Below are 16,574 nucleotides of genomic sequence, written 5' to 3' on the forward strand. Positions count from 1 at the left end.
TTCGACGTCGGGGCTTTACATAAATCCTTCGCCACGCCGATCAGTGCTTGCTGCCACCGGCACAGGTCGGCGAAGCCGGGGCGGCATCGATCTGTGCCCATTCTTCGGGGGTGTAGGTGTGCAGCGCCAACGCATGGAATTCGCCCATCAGCTCACCCAGCGTGCCGTAGACCTTCTGGTGGCGCTTGACCCGATTCAGTCCTTCAAATTGCCGGCTCACCACCACCGCCTTGAAGTGGGTCTGTAACCCACGGCTGTGCATGTGGCTTTCATCCAGCACTTGCAGGTGCTCGGGCTGCAGGAGGCCGAGGGTCGATTCGATGCGTTGTTGCATGCTCATACCGGGCTCCGCTTACGGCTTTTTCTTGGCAGGGGCAGCAGCTTTGGGCTCAAGCTCGGTGGTCATGTCCGCCAGCAGCTTGTTGACCACCGGCACGGCGCTTTCCAGCTTGGCCTGGGTCAGTTGGGCCGACTGCTGGGTCAGCTGCGGCATTTTTTCCAGGACTTTCTTGCCAAGGGGCGACTGGTAGAAAGCCACCAGGTCCTTGAGCTCCGACTCGCTGAAGTTGGTGGTGTAGAGCTTGACCATGTCCGGCTTGAGCTTGTTCCAGCCGATGGCCTGGTCAAGCGCGGCATTGGCCTTGGCCTGGTAGGTTTCCAGGGTGGCTTTTTTCGACTCGGGAGCCTTGGTCTGCTCGAAGCGCTGGGCAAACATCTGTTGCACCTGCATGTACACCGGGGTGCCCAGTTTGTCAGCGTGTGCCAAGGTCAGGAACGCTTCGGCGCTGGCGTTGTGGCTGGCGGTATCGGCGAGAACAGGGCCGCTGGCACACACCAGAGCAACTGCGGTACAGATGGCGCGAAGACGGGTCATCGAGTTTCCTTATCTAACTGGCGAGGTAAAACCCCAAGGGCGACCATTCTGCGCCTAAAAAACGCCAGGCCTCAACCCCGGTGCTTGCCGGTCCCGATTGACGGACCGAACCGACCGCCCCTAGATTGACGGAACCGGTACCGCCCGACAGGGCCTAAACTGCGCATTCAGACCTATCAGGAGTTTGACCCAATGAGCCGTATCGAAACCGACAGCCTTGGCCAGGTTGAAGTCCCGGAGGACGCCTACTGGGGCGCCCAGACACAGCGTTCCATGATCAACTTCGCCATCGGTAACGAACGCATGCCGCTGTCGGTGCTGCATGCCCTGGCGATGATCAAGAAAGCCGCCGCGCGGGTCAACGACCGCAACGGCGACTTGCCCGCCGACATCGCTCGACTGATCGAACAGGCCGCCGACGAAGTGCTGGACGGCCAGCATGACGACCAGTTCCCGCTGGTGGTCTGGCAGACCGGCAGCGGCACTCAGAGCAACATGAACGTCAACGAGGTGATCGCCGGGCGCGCCAACGAGCTGGCGGGCAACCCCCGCGGCGGCAAGACCCCGGTGCACCCCAACGACCACGTCAACCGCTCCCAGAGCTCCAACGACTGCTTCCCTACCGCCATGCACATCGCCGCCGTGCAAGCCGTCCACAAGCAATTGTTGCCGGCCATCAGCGAACTGTCCGGCGGGCTGGCGGAACTGGCCGCGCGCCACCTGAAACTGGTCAAGACCGGTCGCACCCACATGATGGATGCCACGCCGATCACGTTCGGCCAGGAATTGTCAGCCTTCATTGCCCAGCTCGACTACGCCGAACGGGCGATCCGTGCCGCGCTACCGGCGGTCTGCGAACTGGCCCAGGGCGGCACGGCGGTCGGCACCGGGCTCAACTCGCCCCACGGCTTCGGCGAAGCGATTGCCGCCGAACTCGCGGCGCTGTCCGGTTTGCCATTTGTTACCGCGCCGAACAAGTTTGCGGCACTGGCGGGGCACGAGCCCCTGACCACGCTTTCCGGCGCGCTGAAAACCCTGGCCGTGACCCTGATGAAAATCGCCAACGACCTGCGCCTGCTGGGCTCCGGACCTCGGGCCGGCTTCGCCGAAGTGAAATTGCCGGCCAACGAGCCGGGCAGTTCCATCATGCCTGGCAAGGTCAACCCGACCCAGTGCGAAGCCTTGTCGATGCTGGCCTGCCAGGTCATGGGCAATGACGTGACCATTGGCTTTGCCGCCAGTCAGGGCCATTTGCAGTTGAACGTGTTCAAGCCGGTGATCATCCACAACCTGCTGCAATCGATCCGCCTGCTGGCCGATGGCTGCAGCAACTTCCAGCAACATTGCATCGCCGGGCTCGAGCCCGATGGCGAGCAGATGGCGGCGCACCTGGAGCGTGGGTTGATGCTGGTGACAGCGTTGAACCCGCATATCGGCTACGACAAGTCCGCCGAGATCGCCAAGAAAGCCTACAACGAAGGGCTGACCTTGCGCGAGGCAGCGCTGCAGTTGGGCTATCTGACCGACGAGGAGTTCGATGCCTGGGTGCGGCCGGAAAACATGCTGGAAGCCGGTAGCCAGGGCTGAACTCTGGTTGACAGGAAGTGAGCCTTCGCGAGCAGGCTCGCTCCCACAAGGGATCCCGGTCGAACCCGGGATTTGCATACGCTGAAGATCCAATGTGGGAGCGAGCCTGCTCGCGATGAGGCCGGTCGACTCACATCACTGTCACCTGCAGGCCGCTACCGCTCCACAGCCAACCGCTCACGCCGGGCCCTCAGCCCGGCAATCAGCGAAGGCCCCAACGCCACCAGCGCTGACCCCACCACCACCAGCACCGCCCCGCCATACCCCAGCAGATTGATCTGCTCGGCATGCACATAGTCGGGCCACCACCAGGCAGCCACGGCCACCGCCGCGAAGGTCACCAGCGGCGTGATCGCCAGGGTCGCGCTGACCCGCGAGGCTTCCCAGTGGGCCAGGGCCTCGGCAAAGGCGCCGTAGGCAATCAGGGTGTTGAGGCAGCAGGCAAACAACAGCCAGCCTTGCAGCGGGCTCAGTTGCAGTGCTTCCAACGGATGGACCCACGGCGTGAGCAGCAACGCACAGAACAGGTAGATCACCATCATCACCTGCAACGAATTCCACACCGTCAACAACTGCTTCTGGCCCAGGGCATAGAACGTCCAGACTGCCGACGCCAGCAACACCATCAAGACCCCGGCGGTGTATTCGCTCAGGGACGTCAGCAATTCGGCGAGGCGCTGGTTGAAAAACAGCGTGAAGCCGATCAGCAGCACCAACAGGCCGATCCCCTGCCCCAGGCTGAAACGTTCCTTGAACACAAACAGGCTGGCGACCAGCAGCAGGATAGGCCCCATCTGCACCACCAGTTGTGCGGTGCCGGGGCTCAAGCGATTCAGGCCCATCAGGTACAACACATAGTTGCCTACCAGCCCCAGCACCGCCATTGCCACCAACCAGCCGCCACGCGAACCGAGCACCTTGCGGCTGGGCAGGCGTCGGGTGGCCGACAGGTAGATGAACAGCAAGCCGCCGGACACCAGCAAGCGAAACCAGGTCACCGTGACCGGATCCATCACCTGCAGCACCTGCTTGAGCTTGATCGGCAGGATTCCCCACAACAGGGCGGTCAACAAGGCGAGGAAAAGGCCGTAGACCCAGCGACCGGACGAAATGTGCATGCAATCCCCGAGGCTCACGAAAAGAGCGACTATTCTAGGGGGAGATGGCCCTGCAACACAGGGACAGTTGGGCACTAACAGTTCAAAGGTCATTGCGGAAAGGAGGGATGGCACATTGCCGCCTATCGCCTGACCAAGCGCCAGTTGACGCTACCGCATAAACTTCACTCAACCGATTTCGATGCTTCTTGGAGCCCCCATGCTTGGCAAACGCGCCCAAGACCTCGCCCCTGCGATGGTCTTTCCCAGTGACCGGATCTGCCGGATAAACGGTGAATTCTATTTCAGTACCCGGGAAGGAACCCAGGAAGGACCGTTTGCCAGTCGTGAGGCCGCGGAGCAAGAGGTCGCGGCGTATATCGAGCGGATGCAGAAGGCGCTTGAGATCGCCAGCTGACAAAGGATTACCCAGACCTGTGGCGAGGGGATTTATCCCCGCTGGGCTGCAAAGCAGCCCCAAAACCAGGCAACTCGGTGGATCAGACTGCTTGAGTCAACGGCGGTGGGGCTGCTACGCAGCCCAGCGGGGCGGTGCGACGTTTCGATAAATCCCCTCGCCACAGATAGTGTCTTTCCTCGGCTTCGTGTTTAACGCACAGCCTCGAACAACCCCGTCGCCCCCATCCCGCCGCCCACGCACATGGTCACGATGCCGTAGCGCAGGTTGCGCCGTTGCAGCTCCCGCACCAGATGTCCGACCTGGCGCGAGCCGGTCATGCCGAACGGATGGCCGATGGCAATCGAGCCGCCATTGACGTTGTATTTTTCATTGTCGATTTCCAAACGGTCACGGCTGTACAGGCACTGGGACGCGAACGCCTCGTTGAGTTCCCACACATCGATATCGGCGATCCGCAAGCCCTTGGCCTTGAGCAGTTTCGGCACCGAGAACACCGGACCGATGCCCATTTCGTCCGGCGCGCAACCGGCCACGGTGAAGCCGCGGAAAAACGCCTTGGGCTTGAGTCCGAGCGCCAGGGCTTTTTCCAGGCTCATCACCAGGGTCATCGAGGCACCGTCGGACAGTTGCGATGAGTTGCCCGCCGTCACCGAACCGTCTTCGGCAAACACCGGCTTCAGGCCGGCCAGGCTTTCGTAGGTGGTATCCGGGCGGTTGCAATCGTCGCGGTCGACCACGCCGTCAAGAATCTGCACCGCACCGGTGTTCTTATCCTCCACCTTGTACTTGACCGCCATCGGTACGATCTCGTCATCGAACAACCCGGCCGCCTGGGCCCGGGCAGTGCGTTGCTGGCTCTGCAACGCATAACGGTCCTGTGCTTCGCGGCTGACCTGGTAGCGGCGGGCGACGATCTCGGCGGTCTGGCCCATGGGGAAATAGATGCCTGGAACCTGATCCTTGAGCAGCGGATTGATCAGGTGATCGGTGTTGACGCTTTTCATCGTCAGGCTGATGGACTCCACACCACCGGCGACGATGATCTCGCTGCACCCGGACGCAATCTGGTTGGCGGCAATGGCGATGGCTTGCAGGCCCGAGGAACAGAAGCGGTTGAGGGTCATGCCGGCGGTGCCTATGCCCAGGTGGGAAAGCACCGCCACGTTACGGCCGATGTTGTAGCCCTGAGCCCCCTCGTTGGAGCCGGCACCGACGATGCAGTCCTCAACGCTGGCCGGGTCGATGTCGTTGCGCGTCAACAGCGCATTGACGCAATGGGCCGCCATGTCGTCCGGGCGGGTCATGTTGAACTTGCCGCGAAACGACTTGGCCAGGCCGGTCCGTACGCTGTCGACGATCACTACTTCTCGCATGGCGGTTCCTCATTGTTGTAGGCGGTCAAGATGGATCGAGCATAAATCCACCTCATAACCGACTGCGACAATCATTCACCCCGCATATGCGACCTCATCGCCCGTTACTTCCCGCTGCGCTTGAACGCGGCCTCCAGCGCCTCGTTGAGGGTGCGCAACACCTTGACCCGGGCCCAACGCTTGTCATTGGCTTCTACCAGGGTCCAGAGGGATATCTCGGTACTGGTGCGGTCGACCATGTCGCACACCGCCGCCCGGTAGGCGTCCCACTTGTCACGGTTGCGCCAGTCGTCCTCGGTGATCTTGAAGCGCTTGAAGGGGATTTCCTCGCGTTCCTGAAAGCGTTCGAGCTGGGTCTCCTTGTCGATGGCCAGCCAGAACTTGACCACTACCACGCCGGCGTCGGCAATCTGCTCCTCGAAATCATTGATCTCGCCATAGGCCCGCAGCCAGTCGGCCCGACTGCAGAAGCCTTCGACCCGCTCCACCAATACCCGGCCATACCAGGAACGATCGAATACGGTGAATTTGCCCCGCGCCGGAATATGCCGCCAGAACCGCCACATGTAGGGATGGGCACGCTCTTCTTCAGTGGGCGCGGCGATTGGCACAATGCTGTACTGGCGTGGATCGAGCGCCGCCGCGACCCGCCGGATCGCTCCGCCCTTGCCCGCCGCATCGTTGCCTTCGAACACGGCCACCAGCGCGTGCCGGCGCATGCGTTTGTCCCTCAACAAGCCGGCAAACCGGGCCTGCTCGGTGATCAGCTGTTCCTCATAGTCGTCCTTGTCCAGCCGCTGGGTCATGTCCAGGCTGTCAATCAGGGTCACCTGGTCATCCAACACCGGCAGCGGTGCCACGCTGACCTTTTCCGGCTTGATCGCCGGCCGATCCAGTGCCTGGCGCATGCCTTCGAGCAGGATCCTGCCGACCGTGAGGCTGCGATAATAGGTGTCCACGCCCTCGATCACATGCCACGGCGCATAATCGCGACTGGTGCGGCGCAACACCCGCTCGCCGTACTTGACGAACTTGTCGTAGGTCTGGGATTGCTGCCAGTCCAGCGGACTGATGCGCCAACTGTGCAGCGGGTCATCCTTGAGCCCCTTGAGCCTGGCTTTCATTTGCTTCTTGGACAGATGAAACCAGAACTTGAAGATCAGCGCGCCCTCATCGCAGAGCATTTTTTCCAGGCGCTCAGCGGCATTGATCGCCTGATCGAGCCGAGGGTCCTTGAACTCGCCATGAACCCGGCCCTGAAGCATCTGGCTATACCAGTTGCCGAAGAAAATCCCCATGCGCCCCTTGGCCGGCAGCATCCGCCAATAGCGCCAGGCCGGCGGCCGCGCCAGTTCTTCGTCGGTCTGCTGGTCGAACGTGCGCACTTCGATCAGCCGCGGGTCCATCCACTCGTTGAGCAACTTCACCGTCTCACCCTTGCCCGCGCCCTCGATACCGTTGATCAGCACGATGACCGGGAAGCGGCTCTGCTGATGCAACTCGAACTGGGCTTCGAGCAGTGCTTCACGCAGTGCCGGCACTTCAGCTTCAAAGGTGTCTTTATCGATGGCATGACCGATTTCGGCGGATTCGAACATAGGCAGCTCCTTCCAGGGATTGGGGCAAGACTAGCGGATTGGATACCGCGATGTGTAGGAGCTCCTGCGCAGTTACCCAGCCTCGGGCTAGAATAGCGTCCCGGATTTAACTGAGCCTGCCATGCCCCCCGTACAGCACCACGCCCAACTTGACTGGGATGACCAGGGTCTGCCCCGTTCCCGGGTGTTCGACGATGTGTATTTTTCCGACCAGTCGGGGCTGGAAGAAACCCGCTATGTGTTTCTTGAACAGAACAACCTGGCCGAGCGCTTCGCCGCGTTGCCGGTCCATGGGCGGCTGGTGATCGGTGAGACCGGGTTTGGCACCGGGCTGAACTTTCTGTGTGCCTGGCAATTATTCGAGCAACGCGCGCCCGCCGGGGCGCGACTGCATTTTGTCAGCGTCGAAAAATACCCCCTGAGCCCTCAAGACCTGCACCGGGCCCTTGCCCTGTGGCCGTCCCTCAAGCTTCAGGCCGATCAATTGCTTGAGCAATACGTCGCGATCCATCAAGGTTTCCAGCGCCTGACACTGGCGGGCGGACGGGTGACGCTGACGCTGATGATCGGTGACGCCCTGGAACAGTTGCCACAGCTGGACGGACACATCGACGCCTGGTTCCTGGATGGTTTCGCACCAGCCAAGAACCCCGACATGTGGACCGCCGAGCTGTTCGCCGAACTGGCCCGGCTGGCGGCGCCTGGCGCCACTCTGAGCACCTTCACCAGCACCGGTTGGGTGCGACGATTGTTGAACGCGGCGGGCTTCAAGATGAAGCGCACGCCGGGCATCGGGCATAAATGGGAAATCCTGCGGGGCGTGTTCCTTGGCTGGCCGGAATCACAGGAGCAGGCCGCCCCCCTTCCGGCAAAACCCTGGTATGCCCGCCCCGCTCCGCTCACCGGCGAACGCCGGGCCCTGGTGATCGGCGGTGGCCTGGCCGGTTGCGCCAGCGCGGCGAGCCTCGCGGCCCGTGGCTGGCAGGTGACGTTACTGGAGCGGCATGCCGGGTTGGCCGAGGAAGCGTCCGGCAACCCCCAGGGGGTGTTGTACCTGAAGCTTTCCGCTCACGGCACGGCGTTGTCGCAGATGATCCTCAGCGGCTTCGGCTACACGCGGCGCTTGCTGGAACACCTGCAGCGGGGCATGGACTGGGACGGCTGCGGTGTCCTGCAGTTGGCCTTCAACCACAAGGAAGCCGAGCGCCAGGCGCAACTGGCCGCCGCGTTCCCGGCCGATCTGCTGCACACACTGGAGCAACCCGAAGCCGAGGCGCTGTCCGGCATCGGCCTGGCCTGTGGCGGTCTGTTCTACCCTGAAGGGGGTTGGGTACATCCGCCGGCGCTGTGCCGCTGGCAGGCCTCGGGCTCGTCGATCGAGGTGTTGCCTCACCGTGAAGTGCTGGATCTGCGCCGCGTCGACGGCCAGTGGCAAGCCTGGGGTGGTGAGCGCTGCCTGGCCAGCGCACCGGTGGCGATCCTGGCTAGCGCTGCCGAGATAAAACGTTTCGAAGCAGCCGCCGACCTGCCCCTCAAGCGCATACGCGGGCAAATCACCCGCCTGCCGCAGACGGCCCGCAGCCAGAGCCTGCGCACGGTGGTCTGCGCGGAGGGATACGTGGCCCCGCCGCGAATGGGCGAACATACGCTGGGGGCCAGTTTCGACTTCAAGAGCGATGACTTGACACCCACCGCCGCCGAACATGCCGGCAACCTGCAAATGCTCGAAGAAATCTCTCTCGACCTGGTGGACCGCCTGGACGCCGGCCTCCTGGATCCGGAGCAGCTCGAAGGCCGTGCGGCGTTTCGTTGCACCAGCCCGGACTATCTGCCGATTGTCGGGCCGTTGGCGGACAACCGGGCATTTACCAAGGCGTATCACGCCCTGAGCAAAGATGCCCGCCAGGTCCCGGACACCCCCTGCCCCTGGCTCGATGGCCTGTACGTCAACAGCGGCCATGGCTCCCGCGGCCTGATCACCGCGCCACTGTCCGGCGAACTGATCGCCGCCTGGCTGGACAACGAACCTTTGCCCTTGCCCCGGAGCGTGGCCGAGGCCTGCCATCCGAATCGCTTTGCGCTACGGGCGCTGATTCGCGGCAAGGCCTGACGCAGCTTAAATGCCCACAACCAAACCTGTGGGAGCGAGCCTGCTCGCGATGACGATGGATCAGCTGACTTTAATGTTGATCATGCCGCCCCCATCGCGAGCAGGCTCGCTCCCTCAAGGGCCCGGCGACATCCCGCCAACCCGCCCCCACCCGTCGCCTTATAACGCATCGATCTAAAACTCACGGCAATCCCATCGGTCAGTTCCAGGGTACCCGCCATTTCGGCGCGTACCCTCCCCAACGGAAAAACCGGTAAGGACTTATGTGCGGATTAGCTGGAGAGTTACGTTTCGATCAACAACCTGCGGACCTTGCGGCCGTAGAGCGAATGACCCATCACCTGGCCCCTCGCGGCCCCGATGCGTGGGGTTTCCATAGCCAGGGCCCGATTGCCCTGGGCCACCGACGCCTGAAGATCATGGACTTGTCCGATGCCTCGGCTCAGCCGATGATCGACAATCAACTGGGCCTGTCCCTGGCCTTCAACGGCGCGATCTACAACTACCCGGAACTGCGAGCCGAGCTGGAAGCGTTGGGCTACGCCTTTTGTTCCGGTGGCGACACCGAAGTGTTGCTCAAGGGCTATCACGCCTGGGGCGAAGCGCTGCTGCCCAAGCTCAACGGCATGTTCGCCTTCGCCATCTGGGAACGCGACGCCAAACGCCTGTTCATCGCCCGCGACCGTCTCGGCGTCAAACCGTTGTACCTTTCGCGCACTGGCCAGCGCCTGCGCTTTGCCTCAGCGCTGCCGGCACTGCTCAAGGGCGGCGACATCAGCCCGGTGCTCGACCCCGTCGCTCTCAACCACTACTTGAATTTCCATGCTGTGGTCCCGGCGCCCCGTACCCTGCTGGCCGGTATTGAAAAACTGCCGCCAGCCACGTGGATGCGAGTTGAAGCCGATGGCAGTGTCGAGCAGAAAACCTGGTGGACCTTGCCCTACGGCCCACGGGCCGATGAGCAGGACCTGAACCTGGAAGACTGGATCGACCGCGTGCTCGACAGCACCCGAGAAGCCGTTGCCATTCGCCAGCGGGCCGCCGTGGATGTGGGGGTGCTACTTTCCGGTGGCGTGGACTCAAGCATGCTGGTGGGTTTGCTGCGTGAAGTCGGCGTGGAAGACCTGTCCACGTTCTCCATCGGTTTCCAGGATGCCGGCGGCGAACGGGGTGACGAGTTCCAGTATTCGGACCTGATCGCCAAGCACTACGGCACCCGCCATCACCAACTGCGCATCGACGAAAAAGAAATCATCGAGCAACTGCCGGCGGCTTTCCGTGCCATGAGCGAGCCGATGGTCAGCCACGACTGCATCGCTTTTTACCTGCTGTCGCGGGAAGTGGCCAAGCACTGCAAAGTGGTGCAAAGCGGCCAGGGTGCCGACGAATTGTTCGCCGGTTATCACTGGTATCCCCAAGTGGATGGTGCAAGCGATCCCTACGCGGCCTACCGCGCCGCGTTCTTCGACCGCAGCTACGAGGAATACGCCGCCACCGTGCAGCCGAAATGGCTGACCGCCAACGACGCCGCCGGTGATTTCGTCAAAGAGCACCTCGCTCAACCGGGTGCCGATGCCGCCGTCGACAAGGCCCTGCGCCTGGACAGCACCGTGATGCTGGTGGACGACCCGGTCAAGCGTGTCGACAACATGACCATGGCCTGGGGCCTGGAAGCGCGCACACCGTTTCTGGATTACCGGCTGGTTGAGCTCTCGGCGCGGGTCCCGGCGAAATTCAAACTGCCCGATGGCGGCAAGCAAGTCCTCAAGGAAGCCGCCCGGCGGGTGATTCCCGGCGAGGTGATCGATCGCAAGAAAGGCTATTTCCCGGTGCCGGGACTCAAGCACCTGGAGGGCAACACCTTGGCCTGGGTCCGCGAATTGCTGCTGGACCCGAGTCAGGATCGCGGGCTGTTCAAGCCGGCCATGCTCGACCGCCTGCTCACCGACCCCAACGGTCAGTTGACCCCGCTACGCGGCTCCCGGCTGTGGCAACTGGCGGCGCTGAACCTGTGGCTCAGCGAGCAAGGAATCTGATCGATGAAACCCCACACGACACTTCACAACCAGCGGCTGCTGCGCGGCCAGGCGCCTTCGTATGAACGCTTGCAGGCGCGCCTGGCCGTAGACGGCAGCGAACTGGGTGCCGCGCCCATTGCGGTGCATTGCGGCTGGGGCCGACTGCTGATCGGCCATACCTTTCCGGACCCGGCGACCCTGGGTCGGGAGCTGCTCAACGAACAACCCGGCGAGCGTGACATTGCCCTTTACGTCGCGGCCCCCCAGCAAGTGCTGGGGCTGGAGCCGGCGCAATTGTTCCTCGACCCTTCCGACACGCTGCGCCTCTGGTTCAGCGACTATCGGCAAGCCACGCGCGTGTTTCGCGGCTTCCGGATTCGGCGGGCCCAGAACGACACCGATTGGCAAGCCATCAACCAGCTCTACCAGGCCCGAGGCATGCTGCCGGTCGATCCCCAGCGCTTGACGCCGCGCCATCAGGGCGGGCCGGTCTACTGGCTGGCCGAAGACGATGACAGCGGCGCGATCATCGGCAGTGTCATGGGTCTCAATCACCAGAAAGCTTTCAACGATCCGGAAAATGGCAGCAGCCTCTGGTGCCTGGCGGTGGACCCACAGTGTGCACGGCCCGGTGTCGGAGAAGTGCTGGTACGTCACCTTATCGAGCATTTCATGAGCCGAGGCTTGAGTTACCTCGACTTGTCGGTGCTGCATGACAATCGCCTGGCCAAGAACCTTTACGCCAAGCTCGGTTTTCGCAACCTCTCGACCTTCGCCATCAAGCGCAAGAACGGCATCAATCAGCCGCTGTTCCTGGGGCCTGGACCGGAAGCACAGTTCAACCCTTATGCGCGGATCATTGTGGAGGAAGCGCATCGCCGGGGCATCGAAGTGCAGGTGGACGACGCCGAAGGCGGTTTATTCACCCTGATCCACGGCAGCCGCCGGGTACGGTGTAGAGAATCCCTGAGCGACCTGACCAGCGCCATCAGCATGACCTTGTGCCAGAACAAGAGCCTGACCCATAAAGTGCTGAAGAACGCCGGCCTGAACCTGCCAGCGCAACAATTGGCAGGCAATGCCGACGACAACCTGGCGTTTCTCGATGAACACGAGCGGGTGGTGGTCAAGCCGCTGGACGGTGAACAGGGCCAGGGCGTGGCGGTGGACCTGCGCACCATCGAAGAGGTGCAGAGCGCCATCGAAACGGCCCGGCAGTTCGATAGCCGAGTGTTGCTGGAAAGCTTTCACGAAGGGCTCGACCTGCGCATCCTGGTGATCAACTTTGAAGTAGTGGCCGCGGCGATCAGGCGTCCCGCGGAAGTCATCGGCGACGGCCAGCACACCATCAGGGCCCTGATCGAGGCCCAGAGCCGTCGACGGCAGGCAGCCACCGGAGGGGAAAGCAAGATTCCGATGGACGCCGAAACCCAGCGCACACTGAGTACCGCAGGGTATGACTACGACAGCGTGCTGCCGGCCGGCGAGCATCTGTTCGTACGACGCACCGCGAACCTTCATACGGGCGGCGTCCTGGAAGATGTCACCGGTATTCTTCATCCCACCCTGGCCGATGCGGCGGTACGCGCGGCGCGCGCCCTGGACATCCCCATGGTCGGCCTGGACCTGCTGGTGCCGGCCGCCGATCAACCCGAGTACGTGTTCATCGAAGCCAACGAACGCGCCGGCCTGGCCAACCACGAACCACAACCCACTGCCGAACGCTTTGTGGACCTGTTGTTTCCCCATAGCCAGGGAGTGATCTGACACCCCTCAGTAGTGGACTGATCGTTCCCACGCTTCGCGTGGGAATGCCTCAAGGGACGCTCCGCGTCCAGATGACGCAGAGCGTCACCGGCTGCATTCCCACACAGAGCGTGGGAGCGATCGGATACTCAACCGTTCAGGAGTTTCCATGATCAGCAAAATCCCCGAACCGAATCTCGAATACCTGCAAAAAGTCCTGCTGGAAATGCTCGCCATCCCCAGCCCGACCGGCTTCACCGACACCATCGTGCGCTATGTCGCCGAACGCCTCGAAGAATTGGGTATCCCTTTCGAAATGACCCGCCGCGGCACGATCCGCGCCACCCTCAAGGGTCGCAAGAACAGTCCCGACCGGGCCGTGTCGGCCCACCTGGATACCATCGGCGCCACGGTGCGGGCCATCAAGGACAACGGTCGCCTGACCCTCGCGCCGGTAGGCTGCTGGTCCAGCCGGTTTGCCGAAGGCAGCCGGGTCAGCCTGTTCACCGACACCGGAGTGATCCGCGGCAGCGTGTTGCCCTTGATGGCGTCCGGGCACGCCTTCAACACCGCCGTGGATGAAATGCCCATCAGTTGGGATCACATTGAGCTGCGGCTGGATGCGTATTGCGCCACCCGCGCCGATTGCGAAACCCTGGGGGTGGGCGTCGGCGATTACGTCGCCTTCGACCCCTTGCCGGAATTCACCGAGAGCGGCCACATCAGCGCTCGCCACCTGGACGACAAGGCCGGGGTCGCGGCGTTGCTGGCGGCGCTCAAGGCGATTGTCGACAGCGGTGAAGAGCTGCTGATCGACTGTCACCCCTTGTTCACCATCACCGAGGAAACCGGCAGTGGCGCGGCCGCCGCGCTGCCCTGGGATGTCAGCGAGTTCGTTGGCATCGACATCGCCCCGGTCGCACCCGGCCAGCACTCCAGCGAACACGCCGTGAGCGTGGCGATGCAGGACTCCGGCGGGCCCTACGACTATCACCTGTCACGCCATTTGTTGAAACTGGCCAAGGAGAACGAGCTGCCGGCACGCCGCGACCTGTTCCGTTACTACTTCAGCGACGCCCACTCGGCCGTCACTGCCGGCCATGATATCCGCACTGCCCTGCTCGCTTTCGGCTGCGATGCCACCCATGGCTACGAACGCACCCATATCGATAGCCTGGCCGCCCTCAGCCGCCTGCTCGGTGCCTACATCCTCAGCCCGCCGGTGTTCGCCAGCGATGCGCAACCAGCCCAGGGCTCCCTGGACCGCTTCAGTCACCAACTCGAACACGATGCGCAGATGGAAAGCGATACCCGGGTGCCTTCGGTGGATAGCCTGGTGGGGCAGCGCTCGGATAATTGACGGAGGATTCTCACTGTCCGGAGATTGTCATCGCGAGCAGGCTCGCTCCCACAGGGCGCGCGTACGCAGATCCATTGTGGGAGCGAGCCCGCTCGCGATGTGGCCAAAACAGAGGCCGCAAATCCAAGGCTAGCCGCAAGGGCTCATAGCCCGTAGCATTTGCGACACTGTCCAGCCGAGGTACCCCATGCTGATCCCCCACGACCAACTCGAAGTCGACACGCTCACCCGCCTGATCGAGGACTTCGTGACCCGCGACGGCACCGACAACGGCGACGACACGCCCCTGGAAACTCGTGTGCTACGCGTCAGGCAGGCCTTGACCAAGGGGCAGGCGATGATCGTTTTCGACCCGGAGAGCGAGCAGTGTCAGTTGATGCTCAAGCACGACGTGCCCAAGCACCTATTTGACTGAACACGCCTTGCGGGCGACCTGACTCTTCTTTCTCTGGATCTTTTCGTATATCTCGAAGCGATGAACATCGATGTGCCGCGGCGCCTCCACGCCAAACCGCACGGTGGTGCCGCTGACCGACAGCACACGAACGGAAATATCATCACCGATGGAAATCAGTTCACCCACGGCACGGCTTAGTACGAGCATGGTTCTTGTCCTTAAGAAGGTCTGGACCTTGACCATGCCCGGCCTGTTTCCTGTTCACAAGACACGGGCGAGAATTCAGTAACCCCCTACAAACAAGACTCTGGGAACTGACGGAAACTTCCTGCAAAAACGGCTCGAACCGCGCCGTTTTCAAGGTCCCGAGAAGCGAGGACCGAAGAGGATGACACTGGCACCCAGCATGCAGAGCGCCACGCCGATCCAGTCGGAACCCAGCGGGCGCACCCGCTCCACCACGGCCAGCCAGGCGATGGAGGCGATGATGTAAATGCCGCCATAGGCGGCGTAGGCACGACCGGCATAGGTCGCTTCAACGCGGGTCAGCAACAGGGCGAACACCGCGAGGCTGAGCAACGCCGGTGCGATCCACCAGGCGCTCTTGCCCTGGCGCAACCACATCCAGAACCCGTAGCAGCCGGCGATTTCGAACAGCGCGGCGAGAAAGAACCACAGATAGTTGAGCATGCAGATGTCCATCAGGAGGGCCGGAATGGCGCCATCCTGAGGACACTGCATGGCAAGGTCAAGTTGGGTTCTGCCTAGCCTTGGCGCGCATTTTGTCGGCCATGACGGTCATTTCGTCGTACAGCAACTGCGGATTCTTCTGCTTCATCGCCCAGGCCATGCGTCCCTGTTCGTGGGGCAGAATCATGAACTCGCCCTGGTCGACCTGCTGGAAGATGTAGTCAGCGATATCGGCCGCAGTGATCGGCGAGCTTTCCAGCAACTTGCCCACCTGGGCCTTCATGGCCGGGGTCGGGCCACGGAAGGAGTCAAGCAGGTTGGTCTGGAAGAACGACGGACAGACGACGTGGACACCGATTTCCTGCTGCGCCAGTTCGACCAACAGGCTTTCCGACAATGCCACCACGCCAGCCTTGGCCACGTTGTAGTTACTCATGGCCGGCCCCTGCATCAGCGCCGCCATGGAGGCAATGTTGATGATCTTGCCGCGGCTTTTTTCCAGCAACGGCAGGAACGCCTTGCAGCCCTTGACCACCCCCATCAGGTTGATCGCAATCTGCCAGTCCCAATCCTCCAAGGACAATTCACTAAAGAACCCGCCCGAAGCCACGCCAGCGTTGTTGACGATGATGTCGATGCCGCCGAGCTTTTCTTCGCAGGCCTGGGCGAACGCCGTCAGCTGACTGTAATCACGCACATCGCAGCGTTGGACAAAACCGTCGCCGCCGACATCGCGCACCTGCCTGAGAGTTTCCTGAAGGCCTGGCTCACTGACGTCCGACAAGGCCAGGCGCCAGCCTTCGCGGGCCCAGCGCAGTGCGATTTCGCGGCCCAGGCCCGAGCCGGCACCGGTGATCATCATGCGATTTTGCATAGGAAACAGCCTTGTTGTTCCGGGAGAGATGGGCCGAGTGTAGCGAAGGAGCCGGCGAGACCCACGCTCCATCAGATTGCTGAATGGCGGGGGCAAACCGTAATAGGTTGTGAAGACCTCGCCATAGGTTTCCCGGCCGCCCGACAGGCACTAAAAAACTTTGAATTTTTTACAGGACGTTACGGTCGGACTTATTAAGCCGCCCGGATTTAATGCAGCGCGCTGGCAGTTGAAAGTTGTATCACTCCAAAACTGACCAATAAGGAAATCAACAATGGGCACAATACTCATCATTATCCTGATCCTTTTGCTGATCGGCGGTCTGCCGGTCTTCCCGCACTCCAGAAGTTGGGGTTACGGCCCGTCCGGCATCATCGGCGTAGTGTTGGTAGTGCTGTTGATACTGCTGTTACTGGGCAAGATATAAAT

The 16,574-nt window shown here is 62.2% G+C and carries 16 protein-coding genes; 8 read left to right on the plus strand and 8 right to left on the minus strand.

What is annotated here, in order from left to right; genetic code table 11:
- Window positions 1–40: 40 nt before the first annotated feature.
- Both FGE05_RS18320 and FGE05_RS18325 read right to left on the minus strand, forming a co-directional pair.
- Window positions 41–340 carry a BolA family transcriptional regulator gene (locus FGE05_RS18320; protein ID WP_041024552.1) on the minus strand — a complete coding sequence of 100 codons (300 nt, stop codon included), beginning with the start codon at window positions 338–340 and terminating at the stop codon, window positions 41–43.
- A 12-nt stretch (window positions 341–352) separates the two neighbouring features.
- On the minus strand, window positions 353–874 hold the full coding sequence (locus tag FGE05_RS18325) for a DUF2059 domain-containing protein (RefSeq protein ID WP_139647132.1): 522 nt from the start codon (window positions 872–874) through the stop codon (window positions 353–355).
- A 192-nt stretch (window positions 875–1,066) separates the two neighbouring features.
- Between FGE05_RS18325 and FGE05_RS18330 the strand changes: the two genes are divergently transcribed.
- Entirely contained in the window at window positions 1,067–2,461 is a 1,395-nt protein-coding gene (locus FGE05_RS18330; RefSeq protein ID WP_139647134.1) for a class II fumarate hydratase, read from the plus strand.
- A gap of 155 nt (window positions 2,462–2,616) precedes the next feature.
- On the opposite strand, the gene FGE05_RS18335 is transcribed toward FGE05_RS18330, so the two are convergent.
- Entirely contained in the window at window positions 2,617–3,579 is a 963-nt protein-coding gene (locus FGE05_RS18335) for a DMT family transporter (protein WP_139647136.1), read from the minus strand.
- 199 nt (window positions 3,580–3,778) lie between these two features.
- Here FGE05_RS18335 and FGE05_RS18340 point away from each other — a divergent pair, with 199 nt between their 5' ends.
- Entirely contained in the window at window positions 3,779–3,976 is a 198-nt protein-coding gene (locus FGE05_RS18340) for a DUF6316 family protein (protein WP_041024548.1), read from the plus strand.
- A gap of 191 nt (window positions 3,977–4,167) precedes the next feature.
- Here FGE05_RS18340 and FGE05_RS18345 read toward each other — a convergent pair whose 3' ends face one another.
- Complete coding sequence (locus FGE05_RS18345) at window positions 4,168–5,352, minus strand: thiolase family protein (protein ID WP_139647138.1); 1,185 nt, start codon at window positions 5,350–5,352, stop codon at window positions 4,168–4,170.
- Window positions 5,353–5,456: 104 nt separating this feature from the next.
- Window positions 5,457–6,950 (minus strand): polyphosphate:AMP phosphotransferase, encoded by a 1,494-nt coding sequence (gene pap, locus FGE05_RS18350; protein WP_139647140.1) that lies wholly within the window; start codon window positions 6,948–6,950, stop codon window positions 5,457–5,459.
- A gap of 121 nt (window positions 6,951–7,071) precedes the next feature.
- On the opposite strand from pap, the gene mnmC reads away from it, so the two are divergent.
- The 5 genes from mnmC (at window position 7,072) to FGE05_RS18375 (ending at window position 14,599) form a co-directional block, all read left to right on the plus strand.
- On the plus strand, window positions 7,072–9,060 hold the full coding sequence (gene mnmC / locus FGE05_RS18355) for a bifunctional tRNA (5-methylaminomethyl-2-thiouridine)(34)-methyltransferase MnmD/FAD-dependent 5-carboxymethylaminomethyl-2-thiouridine(34) oxidoreductase MnmC (protein WP_139647142.1): 1,989 nt from the start codon (window positions 7,072–7,074) through the stop codon (window positions 9,058–9,060).
- Window positions 9,061–9,323: 263 nt separating this feature from the next.
- Window positions 9,324–11,096, plus strand: coding sequence for an N-acetylglutaminylglutamine amidotransferase (locus tag FGE05_RS18360; RefSeq protein WP_139647144.1), 1,773 nt, complete (start codon window positions 9,324–9,326; stop codon window positions 11,094–11,096).
- A gap of 3 nt (window positions 11,097–11,099) precedes the next feature.
- A complete protein-coding gene (gene ngg / locus FGE05_RS18365; RefSeq protein WP_139647147.1) occupies window positions 11,100–12,845 on the plus strand; it encodes an N-acetylglutaminylglutamine synthetase in 1,746 nt (581 codons plus the stop codon).
- Between the two features lie 148 nt (window positions 12,846–12,993).
- On the plus strand, window positions 12,994–14,184 hold the full coding sequence (locus FGE05_RS18370) for an osmoprotectant NAGGN system M42 family peptidase (RefSeq protein WP_139647149.1): 1,191 nt from the start codon (window positions 12,994–12,996) through the stop codon (window positions 14,182–14,184).
- Between the two features lie 187 nt (window positions 14,185–14,371).
- Complete coding sequence (locus FGE05_RS18375) at window positions 14,372–14,599, plus strand: YheU family protein (protein WP_024778700.1); 228 nt, start codon at window positions 14,372–14,374, stop codon at window positions 14,597–14,599.
- On the opposite strand, the gene csrA is transcribed toward FGE05_RS18375, so the two are convergent.
- The 3 genes from csrA to FGE05_RS18390 form a co-directional block, all read right to left on the minus strand.
- Complete coding sequence (gene csrA, locus FGE05_RS18380) at window positions 14,588–14,788, minus strand: carbon storage regulator CsrA (RefSeq protein WP_139647152.1); 201 nt, start codon at window positions 14,786–14,788, stop codon at window positions 14,588–14,590. The genes FGE05_RS18375 and csrA overlap by 12 nt on opposite strands.
- 150 nt (window positions 14,789–14,938) lie before the next feature.
- The gene (locus FGE05_RS18385) at window positions 14,939–15,271 is read right to left on the minus strand and encodes a YnfA family protein (protein WP_139647154.1); all 333 of its coding nucleotides are present in this window, start codon (window positions 15,269–15,271) and stop codon (window positions 14,939–14,941) included.
- 58 nt (window positions 15,272–15,329) lie between these two features.
- On the minus strand, window positions 15,330–16,145 hold the full coding sequence (locus FGE05_RS18390) for an SDR family oxidoreductase (RefSeq protein ID WP_139647156.1): 816 nt from the start codon (window positions 16,143–16,145) through the stop codon (window positions 15,330–15,332).
- A 274-nt stretch (window positions 16,146–16,419) separates the two neighbouring features.
- Between FGE05_RS18390 and FGE05_RS18395 the strand changes: the two genes are divergently transcribed.
- The gene (locus FGE05_RS18395; protein WP_018606531.1) at window positions 16,420–16,572 is read left to right on the plus strand and encodes a DUF3309 family protein; all 153 of its coding nucleotides are present in this window, start codon (window positions 16,420–16,422) and stop codon (window positions 16,570–16,572) included.
- Window positions 16,573–16,574 lie beyond the last annotated feature (2 nt).

Origin of the sequence: Pseudomonas sp. ICMP22404, from assembly GCF_006227205.1 — a bacterium.
Lineage (GTDB): Bacteria > Pseudomonadota > Gammaproteobacteria > Pseudomonadales > Pseudomonadaceae > Aquipseudomonas.